Origin of the sequence: Flavobacterium arcticum (assembly GCF_003344925.1) — a bacterium.
In the GTDB taxonomy this organism is placed as follows: Bacteria; Bacteroidota; Bacteroidia; order Flavobacteriales; family Flavobacteriaceae; genus Flavobacterium; species Flavobacterium arcticum.
The window spans coordinates 2371133-2393314 of the sequence record NZ_CP031188.1 but is presented as its reverse complement, the minus strand read 5'-3'; the positions used below and the strand labels follow the sequence as shown (position 1 = coordinate 2393314).

Below are 22182 nucleotides of genomic sequence, written 5' to 3'. Positions count from 1 at the left end.
TGTTACGTTATTTACCTACTGCAATTATATTTGCTAATAACCTGTATGCTCCCGAAACACCTTCGGGTAGTTCTCTAAAAAAACTTAATCCAGTATAAATATAGTAACCTTTACCGTACTGGGCTACCAACAAAGCACCATTTTTAGGGTTTTCGCCCGTATCATGAGCAGATATTATAGGAGAAAACGCTGCATCCCATTCGTCAGGATAATAGAGCCCCTGTTCCTGAACCCAACCTTTAAAATCATTGGTTGTTATCTTATTAGGATGATTTAAAACAGGATGGGTTGCGTCAAGAAAAGTAACTTTTGCATCTTCTTCGGTTACCCTATCGCGCGATATATGTAGTGAGTAGGGTGCTATATTTTTTATAGTTAGATGCCCAGTAGTATTATACTGTACTATCATATTACCACCATTCTTTACAAAATCAAATAATATATTTTGTTTTAGTTCTAGCTCTTCTAATACATTATATGCTCTAATTCCCATAATTACTGCGTCAAAACTTTTTAAAGTTTCAGTAGAGATATTTTCGGGAGTAAGTAATGTTACTTCATAACCCATTTGTTTAAGACTTTCAGGAACATTATCACCAGCTCCCATTATATAAGCTATTTTTTCGCCTTTAATTTTAAGGTCAGCTTTTGTAAATTTAGCAGTAGATGGCAATAATACTTGTTGTTTAGCAATGTGAGGATAGTCTATTATGACTTGTTCACGGTCGTATGCTGTAGTACCAATAATAGCTATACTTTTAGCAGTAGCTTCGGTAGGGTAGGGAGGTGGAGTCACATCAAAATTAAAAGTTACCTCGCTATCTTTTGTTTTTATGTCAAATGGTATAGTAGCAGGCGATATTTTCCAGCCTTTAGGAAGTTCTAAATTTACTATTCCTTTGCAATTATCTTTCCCAGCTTTTACTTTAACTATTACTGTTTGTGGCTCATTATCTTTAAATAATTGCACTTTATTAAGTATTTGAGTAGTAACAGCAGGTACAATATCTAATGGCTCACATACTTCGCCCTTAACAGGGTCATTATATTTATGTACTATATTTTTTTCGAAAGAGATAAGTGTACCCCCAATTTCTATTTCAAAAACGGCTTTCATTTCGCGTATAATATCAGGTTTACCAATGTTTTGTAAATCATCTACTTTATACATTCCAGATGTCCCTTTTTCGGTTAACCAATAAGGCGATGTATAGTTTGCATCTTCTGGAATTTGTATAGTTATAATATTACTTTGGTCTATATTATTTACCAGTTCTACATTCTGAGAAATAGTTTTATTTTCAGGTAATAATGTAATGTTTTTTAGAGTCATTGGCACACTACATCTATTTATAGCTTCCCAATGCATGGTTATAGCATCGTTTGGCGTTACCGACTGGCTTTCTGAATAAGCTTCAAGATACAAACCACTACTACAGGCTATAATCTCTTTTATTTCCTGTAGTTTTATTGCTTTCCAATGAGTTTCATTAAGTTGGCTTATTTGTTTGTAAACTTCTATAAGTGCAGGTACTGACTTTGAAGGATTTTTAAAATCATAGTTTTTTATAATAGCTGTTATAGCTTGGCCTATAGGTTTGCCACCTTTTACACGATTCCAAGATGTATCAATACCTTCAAAAAGGTTTTGCTTATCTTTCATGTCGCTACCCTTTATTAATTCTAGATATTCCATGTCCTCGCCACGTGCTCCTGTAGAGCCAAAGCCCTGCGATTTGTGCTTACTGCGGCTAAGGGCGGCTATTTCCTGATTAGATTTCCCTATTAACGGGTAATATACTCCTGTAGAAAGGTTAACGTATTTTGATTTATCGGCTTTTTCAAAATTTTCTCTACCTCCAAAAAACCACCATGATGTGTTGAACAGTACACGCTTAGGCTGCCAAGTGCTTACATAGTTTAGCTGGTTAGGTTCATATTTTGGGTCATTAGCTAATGTATAGGCATCTTGTGTTAATATAGCCGAAGAGGTATGATGCCCGTGTGTTGTGCCAGGCGATCTATGGTCAAAGCGGTTAATAATAACATCGGGTTGAAATTTACGGATTATCCAAACCATGTCTTGCAGTACTTTATCTTTATCCCATATTTCTAATGTTTCATTGGGTACTTTAGAGTAACCAAAATCATTAGCTCGGCTAAAAAATTGCTCGCCGCCATCTACTTTACGAGCTTCTATAAGTTCTTGTGTTCTTATTACACCCAATAACTCTCTAAGCTGAAGCCCTATAAGGTTTTGCCCTCCGTCACCTCGTGTAAGCGATAGATAGCCTGTTCTTGCTTTTACATTATTAGATAAAAAAGATATAAGTCTTGTGTTTTCATCGTCGGGGTGTGCTGCAATATAGAGTGCCGAACCGAGAAAGTTGAGTTTTTCTATTTTAGCATAAATTTCTGCTGATGTTGGTTTTTCAGGCAACTCAGGCTGTGCTTGGCATACCGTATATAAAGTTAGTAATAATAGTGCTACTATTTTTTTTTGCATGGCTTGTATAAATCTATCTGCGTTTTAATCGTGAAATTCTTTTTCTTGTTCTTTTTCGAGTGTTACTATTGTTATTCCTTTTTGTAAAAGTAAGTTATTAGGGTAGGTTAACATTTCGCCTTCACGAGTTCTTAATAAGGTATGAAATGCTTTTATGTCCTGAATTTGTGCTTCTATAGGAAAATCTTTATCGTGTATTTTTATAAAATCGCCAATTCGGAAAGGGAAAGAGAAAAATAATATTACCCCTGATGTTATATTACTTAATATAGACCACTGCGCGAATAGACCAACACCAATGATAGCAAATACAGATGACATTACTACAAAAAGGTCTTTAGAGTTAACGCCCCATATAGCAGATATTGCGAGTATTAAAAAAATAGACATAAAAATATCTATACTCTTACTTACTAAATGTGCTCTATAGTCGCTTAAATGTGATTTACTAGCATAGCTTTTCGTCACTTTACGAATTATCATTCGTAGCGATATAAAAACCAGTAAGGCTATTACTGTAAATAATCCTTCTTGAAAATGATCTTTAATGAACATTACTATTTTTTTACTACAAAATTAATCAGGTGTCTATATACTTTATCTACTGGCATACCTACAACGTTAGCATACGATCCTTCTACTTTTGCAATAGCTACCAGCCCTATCCATTCTTGTATACCATAGGCACCTGCTTTATCAAAAGGTTTAAAGTTGTCAATATAATATTTTATTTCTTCATCTTTTAATGGATGAAAAGTAACAAGAGTAGTATCGTTAAACGTTTCTATATGGGTATTACTCATTAGGCTTACTGATGTTATTACTTTATGTGTTTTGCCAGATAATGATTGTAACATAGTAAAGGCATCTTCATAATCTGTGGGTTTACCTAATGCTTTATCTTCATGCCAAACAATAGTATCGCTAGTAATAACAATTTCGTTATCAGTAAGCGATTCTTTTAGAGAGTTTGCTTTTAGTTCGGCTAAATAATCTGTTATCTCAGTTCCTTTTAATTTTTCAGGATAAATTTCTTCAACTTCTTTTAATCGGATTTCAAAATCAATATCCAAATCCTTCATAAATTGTTGTCTACGTGGAGACCCCGAAGCCAATATAATTTTATACTCTTTTAGTTTCTCTTTAAGCATTGTGCTGAATATTGTATGTTATAGCTGCAATAGATATAATGGTGAAAAATAATATTAGTTTTAAAATAAATATTAAATGGTTAAAATCTTTTGTTGTTTTTGCAGTCCAAATTTTTACCAAAAAATAGATTATAGGTGCAGCTACAAAAAATAAGCCGTAACCTAATGCGAAAGTAAGGTTTAACAAATATTTATTACCATAATAAGCTAATAGCGCAAGTGGTATAAACATAGTAAAAAATACAACCTTAATAGTTCTGTCTTTTCCTATAACAATAGGTAGTGTAGTATTACCTGAGTTGTAATCAGTATTAGCATTTCTTAAGTTATATACTAATGTTAGTATAAAAGTTATTATGAATATGAACAATGTATAGTCGAGCATTAATTCGAATACAGTAGCAAGGTATACTTTATTGCCTGGCAATATAATAGGATAAAGATTATATACCCCTATAACAATAATACTCATAGCTACAGCAGTGGCCACTATAAAATTACTAACCAGTAACATTTGTTTAAGGCTGGTAGCATAAAGATAAATTATAGCAGCAGCAATAATAAGTACAGCTACTATCATAGGCTTACCTATATGGTCACTAAGATAGTAACCTATACCTACACCAGCGAGTGTTAATAATGCGTATATGTTATATGCCTTGCCTTCATGCGATTGATAATCACTAGAATGATAATTATATATAAAAAAACCACCTGCAGCAACTAAAACTGTTGCCAAAACCATAAGGGCATATTGCCAATGGTTAAGCGCTAGCGGAAGTCCTGGTTGTTGATCTAAAAAACCGTAGCGAAATATAAATAACCCAAAGGCTAGTAATAATAAATTGTTTAAACTGAAGCGTTTTAAAAATTCCATATATGTAAAAAAGGTGTGTGTTTAAAAGTTGAATAGGCTAGTAGTTATTTTGTGAGATAGTTTAGTCGTATTTAGCATTAAAGTGTTCCATCCATTTTCCTTGTACTTTCATTACTTGTTCTATAACATCGCGTACACAACCTGTACCTCCATTTTTATGCGAAATATATTTACTAATAGCTTTAATTTCTGGAGCTGCATCTTGTGGGCAGGTAGGTAGCCCCACACGTTGCATTACCCAGTAGTCAGGTAAATCGTCACCCATATATAACACCTGCTCAGGTTTAATTTTGTATATATCAGTAAATTCTTCAAATGTTTCTACTTTGTCAGACACGCCAAGATGGATATCGGTAATGCCAAGATTTCTTAGTCGCACACGAACTCCTTCGTTAGAACCGCCAGAGATGATGCAAACGGTATAGCCATTTTCTACTGCGGCTTTCATGGCATAACCATCGCGGATATTCATATTACGTAGCATTTCGCCTGTAGGGGTGACGTGTATACTGCCATCGGTAAGTACGCCATCCACATCAAGAATAAATGTGGTAATGTCGTTCATTAGTTCTTTATAGGTTTTACTCATTGTTGTTTTGTATCGATTGTGATAATAGGGTGTATATTGTTTTTATTTTTTCATCTGTAAGAAAAGCTAGATGTTTTTCCATTGTTGTTATATCATTGCGCCTTGCAGGTCCTGTTTGTGCCTGTTTAGGCGATAGCGTTTGTACTTTTTCGGCTGTTTCCTGTATTAAAGGCTTAAGGATGTCAAAAGGCACATTGTTTTGTTCACAAATATCATAACCAATGCTATACATATAATTAGCAAAATTACTCACAAAAACAGCAGCAACGTGCAATGATTTTCTTTGTTGTGAGTTAATATTATATACACTATTTGAAATGGACTGTGCTAAAGTTTCTAATATAGTATAATCTGCTTCTTTTTCGCTCTCTAAACACAGAGGTACTTGTTTAAAATCGATTGCTTTATTTTTAGAAAATGTTTGCAAAGGATAAAACACACCACGTCTGTTTTTGTTATTAATTTGCTCTAAAGCCACACTTCCAGACGTATGTACTACCAGTTTGCCCGAAAAAGGGAGAAGTGCAGATACTTCGGGTATAGACCCATCAGTTATTGATATGATATAGATATCAGCTTCTTCGAGTGTGTTAAAGTCATCTGTTATTTTTTCTTTTGGGACTAAATGAGCTAATACATCTACATTACGTGCATAGACCTGCACAAGATGTATAGTACTTGACTTACCAAAAACGGTAATTAGGTGTTGTGCTACATTGCCAGAGCCGATAACCACTACTTTTAACATGGATGCTAAATTATAAAATAAACCCGGCTTATAAAATAATGCCGGGCTAATGCTTTGTTTTTATTTATCTCTTATCCAAGAATTATCTGTCATATCGACATCTGGTAGGTAGCGTTGCGGATCTATATCTACCGTTTTTATTTTTTTAGGAGAATCTATTATATAATCCCAGTCGTTTTGACGTTGCCATACTTCTACAGGCAGCGTTTTCGTTTCAGATGAATTATCTTCATATGTTACTCTAAAGGTTATAGGCATAGGTATTTCTCCTTTATTAATAAAACTGATAGTGGTATAATTTTTATTATCAATTACTTTAGTGATACCTACATCTATATTGCCTGTACCAGTAAACCATCCTCTCCAAAACCAGTTAAGGTTTTCTCCAGCTACGTTTTCCATACAGTTATAAAAGTCTGATGGTTGTGGGTGTTTATATGCCCATGCTTTTATATAAGCTCTAAAAGCATTATCAAAACGCTCATGCCCCAGTATATATTCGCGAAGCATTATCATTCCTGTCGCAGGTTTATAGTAAGCAGTAAAAGCAAGGTTCATGCCTTTTGCTACGTCAGGATAAGTGTCTATACTCTCTCTATTTCTCCATTTAAACCACATAACACGGTTAAGGCTTTTTGCTACATCCGATGTATATTCACCATCATTAAAAGCAACAGTACTATAGTAGTTGATAAAGGTATTAAAGCCTTCGTCCATCCAAGCATAGCGACGCTCGTTAGAGCCTACTATCATCGGGAACCAGTTGTGCCCAAATTCATGGTCAGTTACATCCCAAAGATCAGCACCTACACTATCAGCACCACAAAAGGAAAGCCCTGGGTATTCCATTCCGCCCACATTCGAAGCTACATTAACTGCATTAGGATAAGGATATTCAAACCACATAGTAGAGTAGTGCTCTATAGAGGCTTTGGTATATTCGGTAGATCGGCTCCAAGCTTCATTCCCACCAGTCTCTATAGGGTAAGCTGATTGTGCCATTGCTTTTTTACCATTTGGTAAGTTGATTCGTGCAGCATCCCAAATGAATGCTTTTGATGAGGCGAATGCTACATCACGGGTATTTGTCATTTTATAATGCCATGTTGTTTTTCCGCTTTGCGACGGGCGTGTAAGTTTAGTGTTTCCTATTTCGTTAGGTGCTATAAGATAGGTGGTTTTATCGCTTTTAGTCGCTTTTTCCCATCGTTTTTGCAATTCTTTAGAGAGTACCTCTTTTACGTTTACTAATTCTCCTGATCCTACTACGATATGGTCATAAGGTACGGTTATTTTATAATCAAAATTACCATATTCAAGATAAAATTCACCCGCACCAAGATAAGGTTCTGTATTCCAGCCTACCACATCGTCAAAAACAGCTACTCGTGGGTGCCATTGTGCTATAGAGTATACTGTCCCATTCTTAGTATCAAGTTGTCCCATTCTGTCCATACCTTCGGCAGGTATTTTAAACTCAAAGTTCATAGAAACTGTTGCTTTTCCACCTTTGGCTTTTAATGGTTCATTAAAGAAAACCTGCATTCGAGTATCAGATATTAAATGCTTAGAGGATGCATTACCACTTGTTTTTGCCGATAGGTTTGTAATGGTTATACCGCCATCTACATCGCCGTCATAACGGTTACCTCCTGTAGGGGTAGTAAGTGTACCTCGTGAATCTTTGGTAAAGCGATTTTGCTCTACATACATCCATATATAGTTAAGGTCTTCAGGACTATTGTTATAGTAAGTCATAGTTAACTTACCTTTAAGGATATTGTTTTTATCGTCTAGTTCTGCTTCAATAGCATAGTCAGCGTTGTTTTGCCAATACTGCGGTCCTGGTACTCCTGATGCCGAACGATATACATTACCACGTCTGTAGCCTATATCATCAAATTTTGATTGGTTAGTTGGTGCAGCCTCTTGTGCAAAACCTATATAGCCTAATAAACTAACAAGGAATACTATTTTTAGTTTTTGTAATTTCATTGATTCATTATTATTTGTCCGAAAGACATTCGGTTATGGTTTTTACTCTATATGCTTCTCCTGTATTAAAAAAAGTTTCTACAGTATTGGTAACGGATGTTTCACTATTATTTATTGTATATGATATAGAAATACTTTTAATTAGTTTTTTGCTTAGTTTCTCTAGCTCTTTTTTGTTTCCCATAATATTGCCTAAAAAACAAGAAAAATTACCTCTGCAATTATCTTCCCCCATATTTTGAAGTTCTATTTTCCTACCATCGGTAAAGGTGATATTGGCTCTTGTTTCTTTATTTACACACCATATATCTTTATCTAATATAGTAATATTCATTACTATAGATTGAGATGTTTTTAGCAACATAATTTCTAAACCTGTTTTGCCTTCTTCGCCTTTAACTTTAATAGTGTTATTAGCATATATTACACTCTTACCATTAGTATATGTCTTAGTATGAGTAAAAAAGTTACATAGACTGTCGGTATAAATCCAAGTGCCATTTTTGTTTAGTATAACTTCTCTACCATCTTTAGTTTTGGCTTCTATTTGAGAGTAAGCAGCCATAGAAGTAAACAAGCATAAAAGTAAGTAAATGAAAAGCCTCATTTTTTAGGAAAATTAAAAGCCAAATATATATCACATTATCGGATATTCATAAAAAAGAATAATTATCAGTTATTTATTCGGTATAATTCTCTTTTAGTCGAACAAACTATACTTTGATGATCATTTTAGGTAATTTTTAAGTATTTAAATAGTCCATGAAAATGAAGTTTTGAGTACTTTTGCAGGAATTTATAACTATCGTTCCAATTACTCATGGATAAAATAATATCTTTCTTTTCTTCTACACGTTTAATGGCTACTCTTTTTATTGTTTTTGCAGCAGCAATGGGTATAGGTACGTTTATAGAGGATGCTTATAATACTGATACTGCACGAATATTTATTTATAACGCATGGTGGTTCGAAGCTATAATGCTAATATTCGTTATTAACTTTTTTGGTAACATGAAACGTTATCAGCTTCATAAAAAAGAAAAGTGGGCTACATTATTGTTACACCTTTCGTTTATACTTATTATTATAGGTGCATTTGTAACACGTTATATTAGTTTTGAGGGTATGATGCCGATTAGAGAGGGAGCTACCGAGAATGTTTTTTACTCTGATAGAACCTACCTTACTGCTTTTGTAGATGGCGAATATGAAGGCGAAATGCGCCGTAAAACTTTTACAAAGCAATTATTACTATCACCTGTAGCTAACAATAATTTCACGGTATCAGATGAGTTTAATACTATTCCGTTTGAGATATCTTATAAAGATTTCACATTAGGAGCTAAAGAGGTTGTAAAAGAAGATCCTGCGGGGCAATTCTATATAAAATTAGTTGAAGCTGGCGATGGAGGTAGGCATGAGCATTACCTTAAAGGAGGTGAGGTTCAAAGTATACATAATATATTATTTGCATTAAACAAGCCTACAGATGGTGCTATAAATATTACTACAGATGGTAAAGATTATACTATTAAAGCTCCCTTTGAAGGCGATTTTATGCGAATGGCAGACCAGTTTAAAGGTGCATTTGTAAAAGACTCTGTACAACCCTTAATGATGCGCTCTTTGTATAGTATGGCAGGTACACGTTTTGTGTTTCCTGAACCTGCTATAAAAGGGAAAATAGTATACGAGTCCAATAACGATTACAAAACTAAAGAAGATAATGCTCTAACAGTTACTGTAAAATCAGAAGGGCAGGAGAAAGAAGTAGTCTTGTTAGGGAAAAAAGGTAAAATGGGTATTCCGCAGGCTTTTAAAATTGGCGATTTAGAGTATACCCTTATGTATGGTAGTAAAATACATGAGCTACCTTTTGCAATAAAATTAGACGATTTTATTGCTAAAAAATATCCAGGAACAGAGTCAAGTTATGCTTCTTTTGAGAGCAAAACTACTGTTATTGATAATGAAGATAATAAAACATTTGATGCTCATATTTATATGAACCATGTATTAGATTATAAAGGATATCGCTTTTTTCAATCGTCTTTTGATCCAGATGAAAAGGGTACAGTACTTTCTGTAAATCACGATTTTTGGGGAACATGGATTACTTATATAGGTTACTTCCTTTTGTACTTTGGATTGATGGCAATATTGTTTGATAAAAACACTCGTTTTAATGATTTAAAAAAGAAATTAGACAAAGTAAAAGCCAAAAGAGCAGCACTTACTATATCATTACTTTTCTTAGGTTTTACAGGATATTCGCAAGAACATTCTCATTCACAACAACCCTCTATAAAACAAATAGACTCACTTATACAACATTATAAAGTTAGTGAAGAGCACGCTGCTAAATTTGGTCGTGTTATTATTCAAGATGCAGGAGGTAGAATGAAACCCGTAAATACTTTCTCTTCAGAGTTATTGCGTAAAGTAAGTAAAAGCGATACCTATAAAGATATGAATGCCGACCAAGTATTCTTGTCTATGGCTATGTTTGACCAAGCATGGTATAACGTTCCTATAATTTACATGAAGCGTGGTAACGATAGTTTACGTAAGGTTGCGGGGCTAGACAAAACAGTGAAATATGCGGCTCTAGCCAATTTTTTTGATGGTCAAGGTAATTACAAATTATCAGGAATTTTAGATGAGGCATATCGTGAACCTGTACCTAATCAGTTTCAAAAAGATTTTATGGATATAGATAGAAAGATAAATCTACTATATTCAGCATTAACAGGTCAGATATTAAAAATATTCCCTATACCGAATGATGAAAATAATAAATGGGTTTCTTATTTAGAAGCAGATCAATATAAAGGAACAACGCTCGATACTATTAAAAATGTATTACCTGTTTACTTACAATCGTTATCTAAAGCAACAAAAGATAATGACTATGAGCTTTCGGATAGTTTCCTTCAAGGACTTAGCGATTATCAGCATAAATATGGTGGAAAGATAATGCCTAGTGATGATAAGGTTGAGGCTGAGATATTATATAATAAATATGATATCTTTAAAAAACTGTTTTCGTGGTACATGTATGCGGGCTTATTGATGTTTATTTTTGTAATAGTAAAAATATTTAATACCCAAAAATGGGTAACTACAGGTGTAAAAACCTTCCATATTATAATAGGTTTATTATTTGCACTTCATACCGCAGGTCTTATTGCGCGTTGGTACATTTCAGGTCACGCACCATGGAGTAATGCTTATGAATCTGTTATATATGTAGGTTGGGCAACTATGTTTTTTGGTCTTGCTTTCGGACGAAAGTCAGAACTTACAGTTGCTGCGACTGCTTTTGTAGCTGCTATGGTACTTATGGTAGCACACTGGAACTGGACTGATCCTGAAATTGGTAATCTTGTTCCTGTATTAAACTCCTATTGGTTAATGATACACGTTGCCGTTATTGTAGGTAGTTATGGTCCATTTACGCTAGGTATGATACTCGGTTTAGTCGCTTTGATATTGATGTTGTTTACCAACAAAAACAACAAGCAAAAAATGGACTTGACTATAAAAGAGCTTACCTATATTAACGAAATGGCGCTTACTGTAGGGCTTGTAATGCTTACCATAGGTAACTTCCTTGGAGGGCAATGGGCTAACGAGAGTTGGGGTCGCTACTGGGGCTGGGACCCAAAAGAAACATGGGCATTAGTAAGTATTATGGTATATGCTTTTGTAATACATATGCGTTTTGTACCTAAATTACGTGGTACATGGGTGTATAACTTTTTTAGTGTACTAGCATTTGCATCTATATTAATGACCTACTTTGGGGTGAATTTCTACCTTACAGGTTTACACTCATATGCTAGTGGAGAGGTAAGAACACCAATGTACTTTTTATGGATGGGACTTCTCGTATTTATACTAGGTATCTTCTCCTTTATACAATATAAGAAACATTTGAAAAAATAATAAAATAGCCTCACAGTTTGTGGGGCTTATTTTTTCTTCTTTTTTGATTCTCTCGATTCGTTATAATGGTTTTGTAATGTATTAATAAATGTAAGTATTACACCTATGCCCATTACAATATAAAATACGGTAAACAGTTTACCAGAATCGGTTTGTGGAGCAAAATCGCCAAAGCCTATAGTAGTAAGTGTAACGACAGAGAAGTATAAAGAGTCAATATAACTCCATCCCTCTATAAAATGATAAGCTATTGTACCAATAAATAGTACGATAGCGGTAGTATAGAGCAAATCGCGGTATTCCTTATTATTGATAAATGTAAGTATAGTTCTAAAAAATAACATGATATAGATGTGATATTAACAATGGTTAAATATAAGCTAAATATGGGGCTTGCCAGAAATACTGCGCAAAAATGCGTAAATTTATGCCAAAATAATAAGATGAAGAAAATAGTATTCCTTATATCAGGATTGGTACTTTTAGCAAGTTGCCAAGACAAAACAAAAAATGAAGTTGCAGATACTAATACTACTGAAACCGAAACTACTCAACCTATGACAAAATCAACAATATATCAGTTTAAAGTAAAAGACCTTTATGGTAAAGATTTCGACTTTGCTACCCTAAAAGGTAAAAAAGTAATGATTGTAAATACTGCTTCAAAATGTGGGCTTACACCGCAATATGAAGGTTTAGAAGCGATATATAAAGAATATAAAGATAACGATTTTGTTATTATAGGTTTTCCTGCTAACAACTTTGCGGGGCAAGAGCCGGGCACTAACGAAGAAATTGCGGCTTTTTGTGAGAAAAACTATGGGGTTACTTTCCCAATGATGGATAAAATATCGGTAAAGGGTGATGATATGGCACCGATATATCAGTTTCTTACTCAGAAAAGTAAAAACGGGTTACAGGATAGTGAGGTAGAATGGAATTTCCAGAAATACCTGATAAATGAGAGTGGAGAATTAGTGAAAGTGATAAGCCCTAAAACACTACCTACAGACCTTGAAATTGTAAACTGGATTAAAGAATAAAAACCATTTTTAACTCTATATAGGGTTTTGGACTACTTAATATGATTTATCCTAAAATACCTTTAGCACAAAGTGTCATCGAAATTTGCCTTGCTAAAGGAGTCACTAATATAGTAATATCTCCAGGGTCGCGAAATGCTCCCCTTACTATTGGCTTTGCCAATAATCCTGCTTTTACATGTTATAGTATAGCCGATGAGCGTTGCGCTGCATTTTTTGCAATGGGTATGGCGCAGCAGATCAAAAAACCCGTTGCGGTAGTATGTACCTCGGGTTCGGCATTACTTAATTATTACCCTGCTGTCGCAGAGGCTTTTTATAGCCAAATACCATTTATTGTTATCTCTGCAGATAGACCGCATGATAAAATAGATATTGGCGATGGGCAAACCATACGTCAGGAAAATGTATATGCTAATCATATACTATATAGCGCTAACCTTATAGAAGGAGCTTCTATTGATAATGATAAAAAGATAGATGCTGCTATTACAGCTTCTGCACGCCATAAAGGTCCTGTGCATATTAATGTTCCTTTTGAAGAACCTTTATATGAAACAGTTAAAGAACTAACGGTAGAGCCAGTAATAGCCGATGCTGTAGTTGCGAAAAGAGAGTTTAGAGAAGATATAACAACATCTGTTTTTTTATGGAACAGAGCCAAAAAGAAGTTAATACTAGTAGGGGTTAATAACCCTGATACTATTGATACAGCAATTATAGAACAACTTGCTGCCGACCCATCGGTAGTGGTAATGACCGAATCTACGTCGAACCTACATCATGATAGTTTTTTAAATAATATAGATACGATTATTACACCATTTACTCAAGAAGATTTTGAAGCATACCGCCCAGAAATACTGATTACTTTTGGTGGTATGGTTGTTTCGAAAAGGGTAAAAGCTTGGCTACGTAAGTATAAACCACAAGAGCATTGGCATATTGATAAGTTACGGGCTTATGATACTTTTGGAGCATTAACAAAGCATTTTAGAGCAAAACCTAGTGAATTACTTGGTAGATTATTGTCGCAATCGGTAACGGTAGAAAGCGATTATAACGCAAAGGCTCAGGGTTTAAAAGTAGTACGTAAGCAAAAGCATGACGAGTATTTGGCTAATATCCCTTTTTCTGACTTTAAAGCATTTGAAATTATATTACCTACTTTACCCGATAATTCACAGTTACAAATTAGTAATAGTTCGGCAATACGCTATGCACAGCTATTTAATATCAAACCAAGTATAGAAGTATTTTGTAATCGTGGTACAAGTGGTATAGATGGTAGTACATCTACAGCCATAGGTGCAGCTGTAGCAAGTGGTAAAGAAACTATAATGCTTACAGGCGATATCAGCTTTTTATACGACAGCAATGCCTTGTGGAATAACTATATTCCTGAAAATTTTAAAATAATACTTGTTAATAATGGTGGTGGCGGTATTTTCAGGATATTACCGGGTCATGACGAAACCCCTGTATTCAATACATATTTTGAAACCAGTCATAACCTTACCGCAGAACATTTAGCTAAAATGTATGGTTTTGAATATCATACCGCAACCGATGAAGCTACATTGAAACTTAGTTTACAAGAGGTTATACAAACCAATAATAAACCACAACTACTCGAAGTATTTACCCCAATGCTGGAGAACGACAGGATATTATTGCAGTATTTTAAGGAACTTATTTAAGCACTGTTACCTTTTAAGTCAAATTTATATTTTTTTTCGCTCCAGTCTTCAGCGAATATATAATTGTCTTCAATATATAAAGCTGTATTCCCATTATTTGTTACGAAAATGTCGGTACCTGATTTTTGCCATTTAATCTCACCTTTAATATCAATACATGATATCTCAAGTTCTCCATGTATAATAATCGTTTTATTAGCCATATAAATTCCAAAACAAGTAATTACATCAGCTTTGATTTTCCATATCAAATCTAAAGATGTTAAATGCAGGCAGAAGATATAGTCAGAACAGCAAATTAAAATTTTATCATCATAAATAATATAGCTGTCTGCATGGAGTCCTGTTGCTCCCATGGAAGCGCTAATTCCAATAGTGCGTTTAAAATCAATGGTTTCAGCTACAATACCTATAAATGAGGTAGGTGCATACTCAGAATCGTCACTATATATTATGTCATACTTTTCCAAAGAGTCAATACCGTTGATATGTGCTATCTCATCTTTGAGGATTATTGAATATCCTTTATATTGTATCTCTGCCACTGTTATATAATTTCCTGTAAAACTAATAATTTTATTGTATTTATATCTTCGTACCTTTACCACCACAAATTACACTCATGATTGAAATAGGAAAATACAATACACTAAAAATAGTGCGCGATACCCAAGTAGGGCTATACCTTACAGATGGTAAAGATGATATATTACTACCCAATAAATATGTGCCTAACGAATTTGAAATAGGTGAAGAGCTTATTGTTTTTGTATATCTCGATCAGGAAGAACGTCCTGTTGCGACTACGCTAGAACCGTATATTTACTTGAATGAATTTGCGTTATTACGTGTAAGTTATATCAATAATTTTGGTGCATTCCTTAATATTGGGTTAGAGAAAGATTTGTTTGTACCCTTCCGCGAGCAAGCACGCCCAATGGAAGAAGGTAAGCGATATTTAGTACATATGTATCTTGACGAGAAAACCAATAGATTAGTAGGTACAAGTAAGATAAATAGATTTTTAAGTAATGAAGAGCTCACGGTAGAAGAAGGTGAGGAGGTCGATCTTATTATTTCGCATATTACTGATATGGGCATTAATGTGATTATTAATGAGAAGCATAAAGGTTTAATGTACAAAGATGAAGTATATGAAGACCTGCGTACCGGTGACAGAATGAAAGGTTACATTAAACTTATTAGACCCGAAAATAAAATAGATGTAAGCCTGCAAAAGCAAGGTTATGAAGGAGTAGAACCTAATGCCGAAAAAATACTAGACGAGCTGCGTGCCAGTCGAGGTTTTTTACGCCTTAACGATAAAAGCCATCCCGAAGATATAAAGACGGTACTCAAAATGAGTAAAAAAACATTTAAAAAAGCTATAGGTAGCCTGTATAAGCAAAAGCTTATCGAAATTAAAGATGATGGTATTTATCTTGTGAAGTAGATGAGTAATAAAAAGTTTCTTAAAAGATTACTAACTAGGGTAGGACTACCTGTACTTGTAGTATATATAACAAGCTATTTAACTAAGAGGTATAATGTTGAATTATTTCCATCAAGGTTAGTGAAAAAAATATCACCATTTGCCTTTATAGCTTTTGTTATTTTACTTTACGTAGCTGCAGACCTTTTTAAAATGATAAAAGTAGAGATAAATAAAGAGAAAGAAGAGTGATTATCTTTTTTTCTTTATAGGATAAGATCCAAAATCAGAAGCAAGCTTATACACGCTGTACGGTTTTTTAGAAAACTTATTCGACAAGGCTATAATAGTAACAGTATCTTTTTTAAGCGTCACGTATGATGATGTGTTACCATGCCACCAACCGTTATGGTACGCCATTTTTTCGCCTGTTTTCCATTCATTAAGGCGAATACCTAATCCGTAGTTTTTAATTCCCCTTGTTTCGTTACTGTAGCCTTTATAGATTAGCTCTTTTATTTCAGAGCTTAAAAAGTTTTCAGAGTAAGTAGCAATATCAAATTTTAGTAAGTCACGTGGGGTAGAGTAGATATTTTTATCACCATATACATTATCCAAAAATTCAAAGTCATATAGCACGTTATTACCTTTGTAAGATAGGCTTGCACTTTCTTTATGTTTTTCATAATCAAAAACATAAGTGTCATTCATGTCTAGTGGGTCGAAAATCATTTTTTTCATAGCATCCCTGTAATTCATGTTGGTTAACTTCTCTATAACAAGAGCCAACATTACATAATTGGTATTACAGTAGCTAAATTTCCTATCGGGGCGACAGTATAGGTTTATTTTATGCTTTGCCATAATATCTAACACATCCTGATTGGTAACCATACCACCATTCCACAATTTGGTATCATAACAAAAATATTCATACTTAGGCAACCCGCTACGATGTGTAAGTAACATTTTTACAGTTATTTTCTCATAAGGAAATTCAGGAAGTATAGTATTTATTTTTTGGTCAAGTGCCAGTTTACCAGAGTCAATAAGTTTTAGTACTGCAGTAGCCGTAAGCACCTTACTTACCGATGCTAAATGTAGCGCAGTGTGAGCATTTATTTCTTCTTTAGTAGCTCTATTAGCTAATCCACCATAAGTTTCATATAAAATTTCACCATTTTTTGCTACTAAAAAACCACCACTAAGGTTACTTCTTTTCCAGTTCTTTTTATAAAAATTATCTACCAAATTGGTTTTTAAATTTTTATATATGGGACTTAATTTATTTAGTTTTGGTTGAAATGGATTTACACTGGGTAGGGTATCTTTAACTTTTGCTACCGGTATATGTTCGGCAAACATTGGTGTTTCCTTTTTACAGGATAACAATAGTAGTAGTGTAAATATGTAGGGGTATATTTTAAAAAACTTCATTATATATAGGACGTAAGAGCGCAAATATAACTAACTCGGTCTTTTTACAATGATTTTTTTTTAAGGTTTAACAATAAAAAAATGGTTTGTGACATTATTAGAAGATAATGTTATGAATAAAAGAAGGTTATCAATACCCTATTTTCATTGTGCTTATTTTTATTGGGGTGTGCAAAAAATGACTTATTTTTACGGTAAATTAGTTATACTTATGAGCAATATTGAATGGAAAACCGTAAAGGAATTTGAAGATATAACCTATAAAAAATGCGATGGCGTAGCCCGTATTGCCTTTAATAGACCCGATGTGCGAAATGCTTTTCGCCCTAAAACGACCAGCGAACTTTTTGAAGCTTTCGTTGATGCTCGAGAAGATACTTCAATAGGGGTAGTGTTGCTATCTGCCGAAGGTCCATCATCTAAAGATGGAATATATTCGTTTTGTAGTGGTGGTGACCAAAAAGCACGTGGCGATCAAGGTTATGTAGGCGAAGACGGTATGCACAGGCTAAATATACTAGAAGTACAACGTCTTATTCGTTTTATGCCAAAGGTAGTTATAGCTGTAGTGCCAGGCTGGGCAGTAGGTGGTGGGCATAGCCTGCATGTAGTGTGCGACCTTACCCTTGCTAGTAAAGAACATGCTATATTTAAACAAACTGATGCCGATGTTACCAGTTTTGATGGTGGTTATGGCTCAGCTTACCTTGCCAAGATGGTAGGGCAAAAGCGTGCAAGAGAAATATTCTTTTTGGGTAGAAATTATTCGGCGCAAGATGCTTATGAAATGGGTATGGTAAACGCTGTTATTCCTCATGCCGAGCTTGAAGATACAGCTTATGAATGGGCACAAGAAATATTAGAAAAATCGCCTACCTCAATAAAAATGCTAAAGTTTGCCTTTAATCTTACCGATGACGGTATGGTAGGGCAACAGGTATTTGCAGGCGAAGCGACACGCTTAACTTATATGACGGAAGAAGCTAAAGAGGGGCGTGATGCTTTCCTTGAAAAGAGGAAGCCTAACTTTAAAGATATCAAATGGATACCATAACAAATGAATCTAATAATTTAGAAGATAACAGATATATTAATAATCCTATAGACACCCTTTTGTTACCTAAGTTTGAAGAGGTACAACTTTCATCATTACAAGTAAGTTATTATAAAGTAATGCTTTTTAATATAGGTTTGTTCTATTTATTATTAATGTTAGGAGCAGGTTGTGCATTTTATTTTATAGAAGAGCTTCAACCTTATTGGTATATACCTGTTGCTGTTATTGCATTCTTACTTTGTGTTTCATTGCTTATTTCTAAAATAAGTTTTAAGAAACGAGGGTTTGCTTTTCGCACACACGATGTTGTTTACCGTAGTGGTGTTATTACTGTTAATACTATAATTATACCCTATAACAGAGTACAGCACGTAGCACTTCATGAAGGTTTACTATCGCGTAAACTGGGGCTTGCTACAATAGAAATATTTACGGCAGGAGGTAATAGTAGCGATTTGAAAATTCCAGGTTTAGAAAAATCGCACGCCGAAAAAATAAAACAATTGCTTGTAGGTAAAGTATTAAACCAGCAACCCGATGAAGCGTAGTTTCAATAGTCCGCAAAGGCAATCGCTTGTTGGTGTAGTGGTTATGTTTACCGATACGCTACAGGGGGTTGTACGCTCTCTTTGGCCTATATTACTGGTTTGGGTTTTTCGTATTAACGAAATGAATAAGATTTACTTAGGCTTAGGTGTTGCAGCTGTAATGTTGCTTATAGGTATTATAGCCTATCTTAAATATTATAATTTTACTTTTTTTCTTGATGAGGATAATGAAGAGTTTGTTATTCGGAAAGGAATACTTAATAAAAGCCGTATCGCTATTCCTCTAGATAAGATACAGCAGGTAAATATTAACCAGTCTTTAATACAAAGATTTATAGGTGTTCATGAACTTGAAGTAGATACAGCAGGAAGTAGTAAAAAAGAGGTTACTATAAAGGCTATTTCGCATAATCTTGCTGTGGCACTTAAAGAACACTTGCTAGAATCGAAGAAAAATATTGATAAAGATACTGTTACTGAAGAGGGTACTACTAAAGAAGAATATCCTTTTATACAAATTAGTTTACTTAGTTTATTAAAAACAGGTATTACCTCTAATTATGCTAGAAGTTTTGCACTGCTATTTGCTTTTGTAATAACGGTATATCAAAACATAGAAGATTATATTGATGCTAGTGGTTATGATACTGGTTCGCTTGAAGAATATATAAACCCTACTGTATTATTTCAATTTGTTGGGTTTATTATCCTAGCTATTATAGTGCTTACATTATTAGTAAACCTTTCGCGTACAATACTTAAGTATTTTAATTATAAGATTACACAGCAGCAAAATTCTTTATTACTATCATATGGTTTGCTGAATACTCACAATACTATAATAAGACCCGAAAGAGTACAAATAGTTACAGTAGGCAGAAATTACTTTCAGAAAAAGATGAATATTCAGGATATAAGAATCCGACAGGCATCTAATCTAGACACAAATAGTAAAGAACAACGAAAACTAGCAATAGAAATTCCTGGTTGTAGTGAAAAGGAAAAAGACGTATTGATTAAGTTTCTTTTAGGAAAAATACCCGAGCGTGGTGTGATGCTTAAACTTAGTATAAGAAAAGTAATTGTACAGGTTATTAAATTTTTAATCGTCCCTTTCGGAATTTTCTTTTTGTTTGCTTATTTAGGATATAGTGAATTGTATAATTATGTTATTTTCCTTCCGCTATACCTTCTGTTTGTAGTTACACTAATTTATTTTGCGTACAGGAATAGTAGACTATTTGTAAATAACGAATTTATTATAAAACAAAATGGTGCTTGGGATATTGATAACCATTTTTTGGCTCCGCATAAAATACAGGCAATAAGTCTAAAACAAAATTTTTGGCATAAAAAGTCAGACATTGGACGCGTTACACTCTATACAGCAGGTGGTACACTTACTTTTGGACTGGCAGATTATACACGACTTAAACAGTTAACAAACTATTGGTTATATCAGGTAGAAACAACCGATAAAAATTGGATGTAACTACATTAAAATAAAATTATGGCAAATATAAAAGCATGGTTAAGTGCTGCACGTTTACGAACACTTCCATTATCGGTTTCGGGTATTTTGGTAGGTTGTTTTTATGCCTTTTCGCAAGGTATGGTAAACTGGTGGATACTTTCGTTTGCATTGCTTACTACATTAGGCTTACAAGTACTTTCTAATTTTGCCAATGATTATGGAGATGGTGTAAAAGGTACTGATAACGAAAACCGAATAGGACCACAACGAGCCATACAGAGTGGTGCAATAACCGTTTTAGAAATGAAACGAGGTATTATATTAACATCAGTACTTACATTAATTACAGCGATAGTTTTAATTTACCTTTCTTTTGGGAAAGAAAATTTCGGATATTCATTATTGTTTTTCTTTTTAGGTTTGGCAGCTATAGCTGCTGCAATAAAATATACAGTAGGTAACTCGGCATATGGCTATAGAGGATTAGGTGACTTGTTTGTATTTATATTCTTTGGGTTGGTTAGTGTTTTAGGGTGTTACTTTTTGTTTGCAAAACAACTCGATATGTTTATTATATTACCCGCAATAAGTATAGGATTGCTTAGTGTAGCGGTATTAAACCTTAATAATATGCGCGATCAAATATCAGATGCTATGTCGGGTAAAAATACCCTAGTAGTAAAACTAGGAGCAGAAAAAGCAAAAGGATATCATTATGCTATAATACTAATAGCATTATTTTTAACCATGCTATTTGCTGTCTTGTATGGTTTTAAGCCATTGCAATACTTGTTCTTAATAGCTTATGTGCCATTTTTAATACACTTAAAAACAGTAGCTAAAAATAAAAAGCCAAAAGCATTAGACCCAGAGTTGAAAAAAGTAGCATTGAGTACGTTTTTACTATCAGTGTTATTATCTATAGTATTACAGTTTTAATCATGAACAATAAACCTAAAATTATAGCGATATGAAAATTACATTTTACGGACATGCAAGCCTTGGTATAAAGGTAGGCGGTAAAAAAATTATAGTAGATCCTTTTATTTCGGCTAATGAATTAGCAAAAAATATTGATATTAATAAACTAGAAGCTGATTATATATTAATTACTCATGCGCATGGCGATCATATATTAGATGTTGAAGCAATAGCCAAAAACACTAGCGCTACCATAGTATCAAATGCCGAAATAGCAGAATATTATGAAAATAAAGGCTTTAAGGTACACCCAATGAACCATGGTGGTAGCTGGCAGTTTGATTTTGGGAAAGTAAAATATGTAAATGCAGTACATTCTAGTTCGTTTCCAGATGGCACATATGGAGGAAATCAAGGTGGTTTTGTAATAGAAGGTGAGCACAAAAACATTTATATAGCAGGCGATACGGCACTTACTTATGACATGAAGCTGATACCATTGAGCACTAAGCTCGACCTTGCTATACTGCCTATAGGTAGTAATTTTACTATGGATGTAGATGATGCTATTATAGCGTCAGATTTTTTAGAGTGCGATAAAATATTAGGCTATCACTATGATACTTTTGGTTACATTGAAATAAACCATGAAGAAGCCAAAAAGAAATTCTATGATAAAGACAAAGATCTTATGCTTTTAGAAATAGGCTCCTCTATTGAATTGTAATAATTAAAATTAGGAATTCATAATTTAC

21 protein-coding genes are annotated in these 22182 nt (G+C 33.9%); 10 read left to right on the top strand and 11 right to left on the bottom strand.

Annotated features, from left to right (window positions below; all coding sequences use genetic code 11):
* Window positions 1-7: 7 nt before the first annotated feature.
* The 8 genes from DVK85_RS10820 to DVK85_RS10785 all read right to left on the bottom strand — a co-directional run bounded on the left by DVK85_RS10820 (window position 8) and on the right by DVK85_RS10785 (window position 8473).
* Window positions 8-2506 (bottom strand): PIG-L family deacetylase, encoded by a 2499-nt coding sequence (locus DVK85_RS10820; RefSeq protein ID WP_114678452.1) that lies wholly within the window; start codon window positions 2504-2506, stop codon window positions 8-10.
* A 24-nt stretch (window positions 2507-2530) separates the two neighbouring features.
* Complete coding sequence (locus tag DVK85_RS10815) at window positions 2531-3061, bottom strand: mechanosensitive ion channel domain-containing protein (RefSeq protein ID WP_114678451.1); 531 nt, start codon at window positions 3059-3061, stop codon at window positions 2531-2533.
* Between the two features lie 2 nt (window positions 3062-3063).
* Window positions 3064-3657: a Maf-like protein gene (locus DVK85_RS10810; protein WP_114678450.1), complete on the bottom strand. Its 594-nt coding sequence runs from the start codon at window positions 3655-3657 to the stop codon at window positions 3064-3066.
* Window positions 3650-4534 (bottom strand): UbiA prenyltransferase family protein, encoded by an 885-nt coding sequence (locus DVK85_RS10805; protein WP_114678449.1) that lies wholly within the window; start codon window positions 4532-4534, stop codon window positions 3650-3652. Before DVK85_RS10805 ends, DVK85_RS10810 begins: the two co-directional genes overlap by 8 nt.
* A 61-nt stretch (window positions 4535-4595) precedes the next feature.
* Window positions 4596-5123, bottom strand: a complete 528-nt coding sequence (locus DVK85_RS10800; RefSeq protein ID WP_114678448.1) for a KdsC family phosphatase — start codon at window positions 5121-5123, stop codon at window positions 4596-4598.
* Complete coding sequence (locus DVK85_RS10795) at window positions 5116-5871, bottom strand: Rossmann-like and DUF2520 domain-containing protein (RefSeq protein ID WP_114678447.1); 756 nt, start codon at window positions 5869-5871, stop codon at window positions 5116-5118. The genes DVK85_RS10800 and DVK85_RS10795 overlap by 8 nt, the downstream gene beginning before the upstream one ends.
* 60 nt (window positions 5872-5931) lie before the next feature.
* Window positions 5932-7866, bottom strand: a complete 1935-nt coding sequence (locus DVK85_RS10790) for a M1 family metallopeptidase (RefSeq protein WP_114678446.1) — start codon at window positions 7864-7866, stop codon at window positions 5932-5934.
* A 10-nt stretch (window positions 7867-7876) separates the two neighbouring features.
* A complete protein-coding gene (locus tag DVK85_RS10785) occupies window positions 7877-8473 on the bottom strand; it encodes a hypothetical protein (protein ID WP_127960584.1) in 597 nt (198 codons plus the stop codon).
* A 213-nt stretch (window positions 8474-8686) separates the two neighbouring features.
* Here DVK85_RS10785 and ccsA point away from each other — a divergent pair, with 213 nt between their 5' ends.
* Complete coding sequence (gene ccsA / locus DVK85_RS10780) at window positions 8687-11815, top strand: cytochrome c biogenesis protein CcsA (protein ID WP_114678444.1); 3129 nt, start codon at window positions 8687-8689, stop codon at window positions 11813-11815.
* Between the two features lie 26 nt (window positions 11816-11841).
* On the opposite strand, the gene DVK85_RS10775 is transcribed toward ccsA, so the two are convergent.
* Window positions 11842-12159, bottom strand: coding sequence for a potassium channel family protein (locus tag DVK85_RS10775; RefSeq protein WP_114678443.1), 318 nt, complete (start codon window positions 12157-12159; stop codon window positions 11842-11844).
* Window positions 12160-12258: 99 nt separating this feature from the next.
* Between DVK85_RS10775 and DVK85_RS10770 the strand changes: the two genes are divergently transcribed.
* Window positions 12259-12858, top strand: a complete 600-nt coding sequence (locus DVK85_RS10770) for a glutathione peroxidase (protein ID WP_114679048.1) — start codon at window positions 12259-12261, stop codon at window positions 12856-12858.
* Window positions 12859-12899: 41 nt separating this feature from the next.
* Window positions 12900-14558, top strand: coding sequence for a 2-succinyl-5-enolpyruvyl-6-hydroxy-3-cyclohexene-1-carboxylic-acid synthase (gene menD, locus DVK85_RS10765; protein WP_114678442.1), 1659 nt, complete (start codon window positions 12900-12902; stop codon window positions 14556-14558).
* Here the strand turns inward: menD and DVK85_RS13600 are convergent.
* Window positions 14555-15103 (bottom strand): hypothetical protein, encoded by a 549-nt coding sequence (locus DVK85_RS13600; RefSeq protein WP_205431310.1) that lies wholly within the window; start codon window positions 15101-15103, stop codon window positions 14555-14557. The genes menD and DVK85_RS13600 overlap by 4 nt on opposite strands.
* 77 nt (window positions 15104-15180) lie before the next feature.
* On the opposite strand from DVK85_RS13600, the gene DVK85_RS10755 reads away from it, so the two are divergent.
* A complete protein-coding gene (locus tag DVK85_RS10755) occupies window positions 15181-16011 on the top strand; it encodes a CvfB family protein (RefSeq protein ID WP_114678441.1) in 831 nt (276 codons plus the stop codon).
* A complete protein-coding gene (locus DVK85_RS10750) occupies window positions 16012-16242 on the top strand; it encodes a hypothetical protein (protein ID WP_114678440.1) in 231 nt (76 codons plus the stop codon). It abuts the gene before it with no gap.
* Here DVK85_RS10750 and DVK85_RS10745 read toward each other — a convergent pair whose 3' ends face one another.
* Window positions 16243-17427 (bottom strand): serine hydrolase domain-containing protein, encoded by a 1185-nt coding sequence (locus DVK85_RS10745; protein WP_114678439.1) that lies wholly within the window; start codon window positions 17425-17427, stop codon window positions 16243-16245.
* 211 nt (window positions 17428-17638) lie between these two features.
* Here DVK85_RS10745 and DVK85_RS10740 point away from each other — a divergent pair, with 211 nt between their 5' ends.
* Genes DVK85_RS10740 through DVK85_RS10720 form a run of 5 tightly spaced genes read left to right on the top strand, consistent with a single transcriptional unit; the run spans window position 17639 to window position 22154 of the window.
* Entirely contained in the window at window positions 17639-18481 is an 843-nt protein-coding gene (locus DVK85_RS10740) for a 1,4-dihydroxy-2-naphthoyl-CoA synthase (RefSeq protein ID WP_205431314.1), read from the top strand.
* Window positions 18469-19032 carry a PH domain-containing protein gene (locus tag DVK85_RS10735; protein ID WP_114678438.1) on the top strand — a complete coding sequence of 188 codons (564 nt, stop codon included), beginning with the start codon at window positions 18469-18471 and terminating at the stop codon, window positions 19030-19032. The genes DVK85_RS10740 and DVK85_RS10735 overlap by 13 nt, the downstream gene beginning before the upstream one ends.
* Window positions 19022-20524 (top strand): PH domain-containing protein, encoded by a 1503-nt coding sequence (locus tag DVK85_RS10730; protein WP_114678437.1) that lies wholly within the window; start codon window positions 19022-19024, stop codon window positions 20522-20524. Before DVK85_RS10735 ends, DVK85_RS10730 begins: the two co-directional genes overlap by 11 nt.
* Before the next feature lie 18 nt (window positions 20525-20542).
* Window positions 20543-21445 carry a 1,4-dihydroxy-2-naphthoate octaprenyltransferase gene (gene menA / locus DVK85_RS10725; RefSeq protein ID WP_114678436.1) on the top strand — a complete coding sequence of 301 codons (903 nt, stop codon included), beginning with the start codon at window positions 20543-20545 and terminating at the stop codon, window positions 21443-21445.
* A gap of 31 nt (window positions 21446-21476) precedes the next feature.
* On the top strand, window positions 21477-22154 hold the full coding sequence (locus DVK85_RS10720; protein ID WP_114678435.1) for a metal-dependent hydrolase: 678 nt from the start codon (window positions 21477-21479) through the stop codon (window positions 22152-22154).
* The last annotated feature ends 28 nt before the right edge of the window (window positions 22155-22182 follow it).

Coding starts and splice junctions, on each gene's coding strand:
- DVK85_RS10820 (WP_114678452.1), bottom strand. CDS start 2,506: ATGCAAAAAAAAATAGTAGCACTATTATTACTAACTTTATATACGGTA.
- DVK85_RS10815 (WP_114678451.1), bottom strand. CDS start 3,061: ATGTTCATTAAAGATCATTTTCAAGAAGGATTATTTACAGTAATAGCC.
- DVK85_RS10810 (WP_114678450.1), bottom strand. CDS start 3,657: ATGCTTAAAGAGAAACTAAAAGAGTATAAAATTATATTGGCTTCGGGG.
- DVK85_RS10805 (WP_114678449.1), bottom strand. CDS start 4,534: ATGGAATTTTTAAAACGCTTCAGTTTAAACAATTTATTATTACTAGCC.
- DVK85_RS10800 (WP_114678448.1), bottom strand. CDS start 5,123: ATGAGTAAAACCTATAAAGAACTAATGAACGACATTACCACATTTATT.
- DVK85_RS10795 (WP_114678447.1), bottom strand. CDS start 5,871: ATGTTAAAAGTAGTGGTTATCGGCTCTGGCAATGTAGCACAACACCTA.
- DVK85_RS10790 (WP_114678446.1), bottom strand. CDS start 7,866: ATGAAATTACAAAAACTAAAAATAGTATTCCTTGTTAGTTTATTAGGC.
- DVK85_RS10785 (WP_127960584.1), bottom strand. CDS start 8,473: ATGAGGCTTTTCATTTACTTACTTTTATGCTTGTTTACTTCTATGGCT.
- ccsA (WP_114678444.1), top strand. CDS start 8,687: ATGGATAAAATAATATCTTTCTTTTCTTCTACACGTTTAATGGCTACT.
- DVK85_RS10775 (WP_114678443.1), bottom strand. CDS start 12,159: ATGTTATTTTTTAGAACTATACTTACATTTATCAATAATAAGGAATAC.
- DVK85_RS10770 (WP_114679048.1), top strand. CDS start 12,259: ATGAAGAAAATAGTATTCCTTATATCAGGATTGGTACTTTTAGCAAGT.
- menD (WP_114678442.1), top strand. CDS start 12,900: ATGATTTATCCTAAAATACCTTTAGCACAAAGTGTCATCGAAATTTGC.
- DVK85_RS10755 (WP_114678441.1), top strand. CDS start 15,181: ATGATTGAAATAGGAAAATACAATACACTAAAAATAGTGCGCGATACC.
- DVK85_RS10750 (WP_114678440.1), top strand. CDS start 16,012: ATGAGTAATAAAAAGTTTCTTAAAAGATTACTAACTAGGGTAGGACTA.
- DVK85_RS10745 (WP_114678439.1), bottom strand. CDS start 17,427: ATGAAGTTTTTTAAAATATACCCCTACATATTTACACTACTACTATTG.
- DVK85_RS10740 (WP_205431314.1), top strand. CDS start 17,639: ATGAGCAATATTGAATGGAAAACCGTAAAGGAATTTGAAGATATAACC.
- DVK85_RS10735 (WP_114678438.1), top strand. CDS start 18,469: ATGGATACCATAACAAATGAATCTAATAATTTAGAAGATAACAGATAT.
- DVK85_RS10730 (WP_114678437.1), top strand. CDS start 19,022: ATGAAGCGTAGTTTCAATAGTCCGCAAAGGCAATCGCTTGTTGGTGTA.
- menA (WP_114678436.1), top strand. CDS start 20,543: ATGGCAAATATAAAAGCATGGTTAAGTGCTGCACGTTTACGAACACTT.
- DVK85_RS10720 (WP_114678435.1), top strand. CDS start 21,477: ATGAAAATTACATTTTACGGACATGCAAGCCTTGGTATAAAGGTAGGC.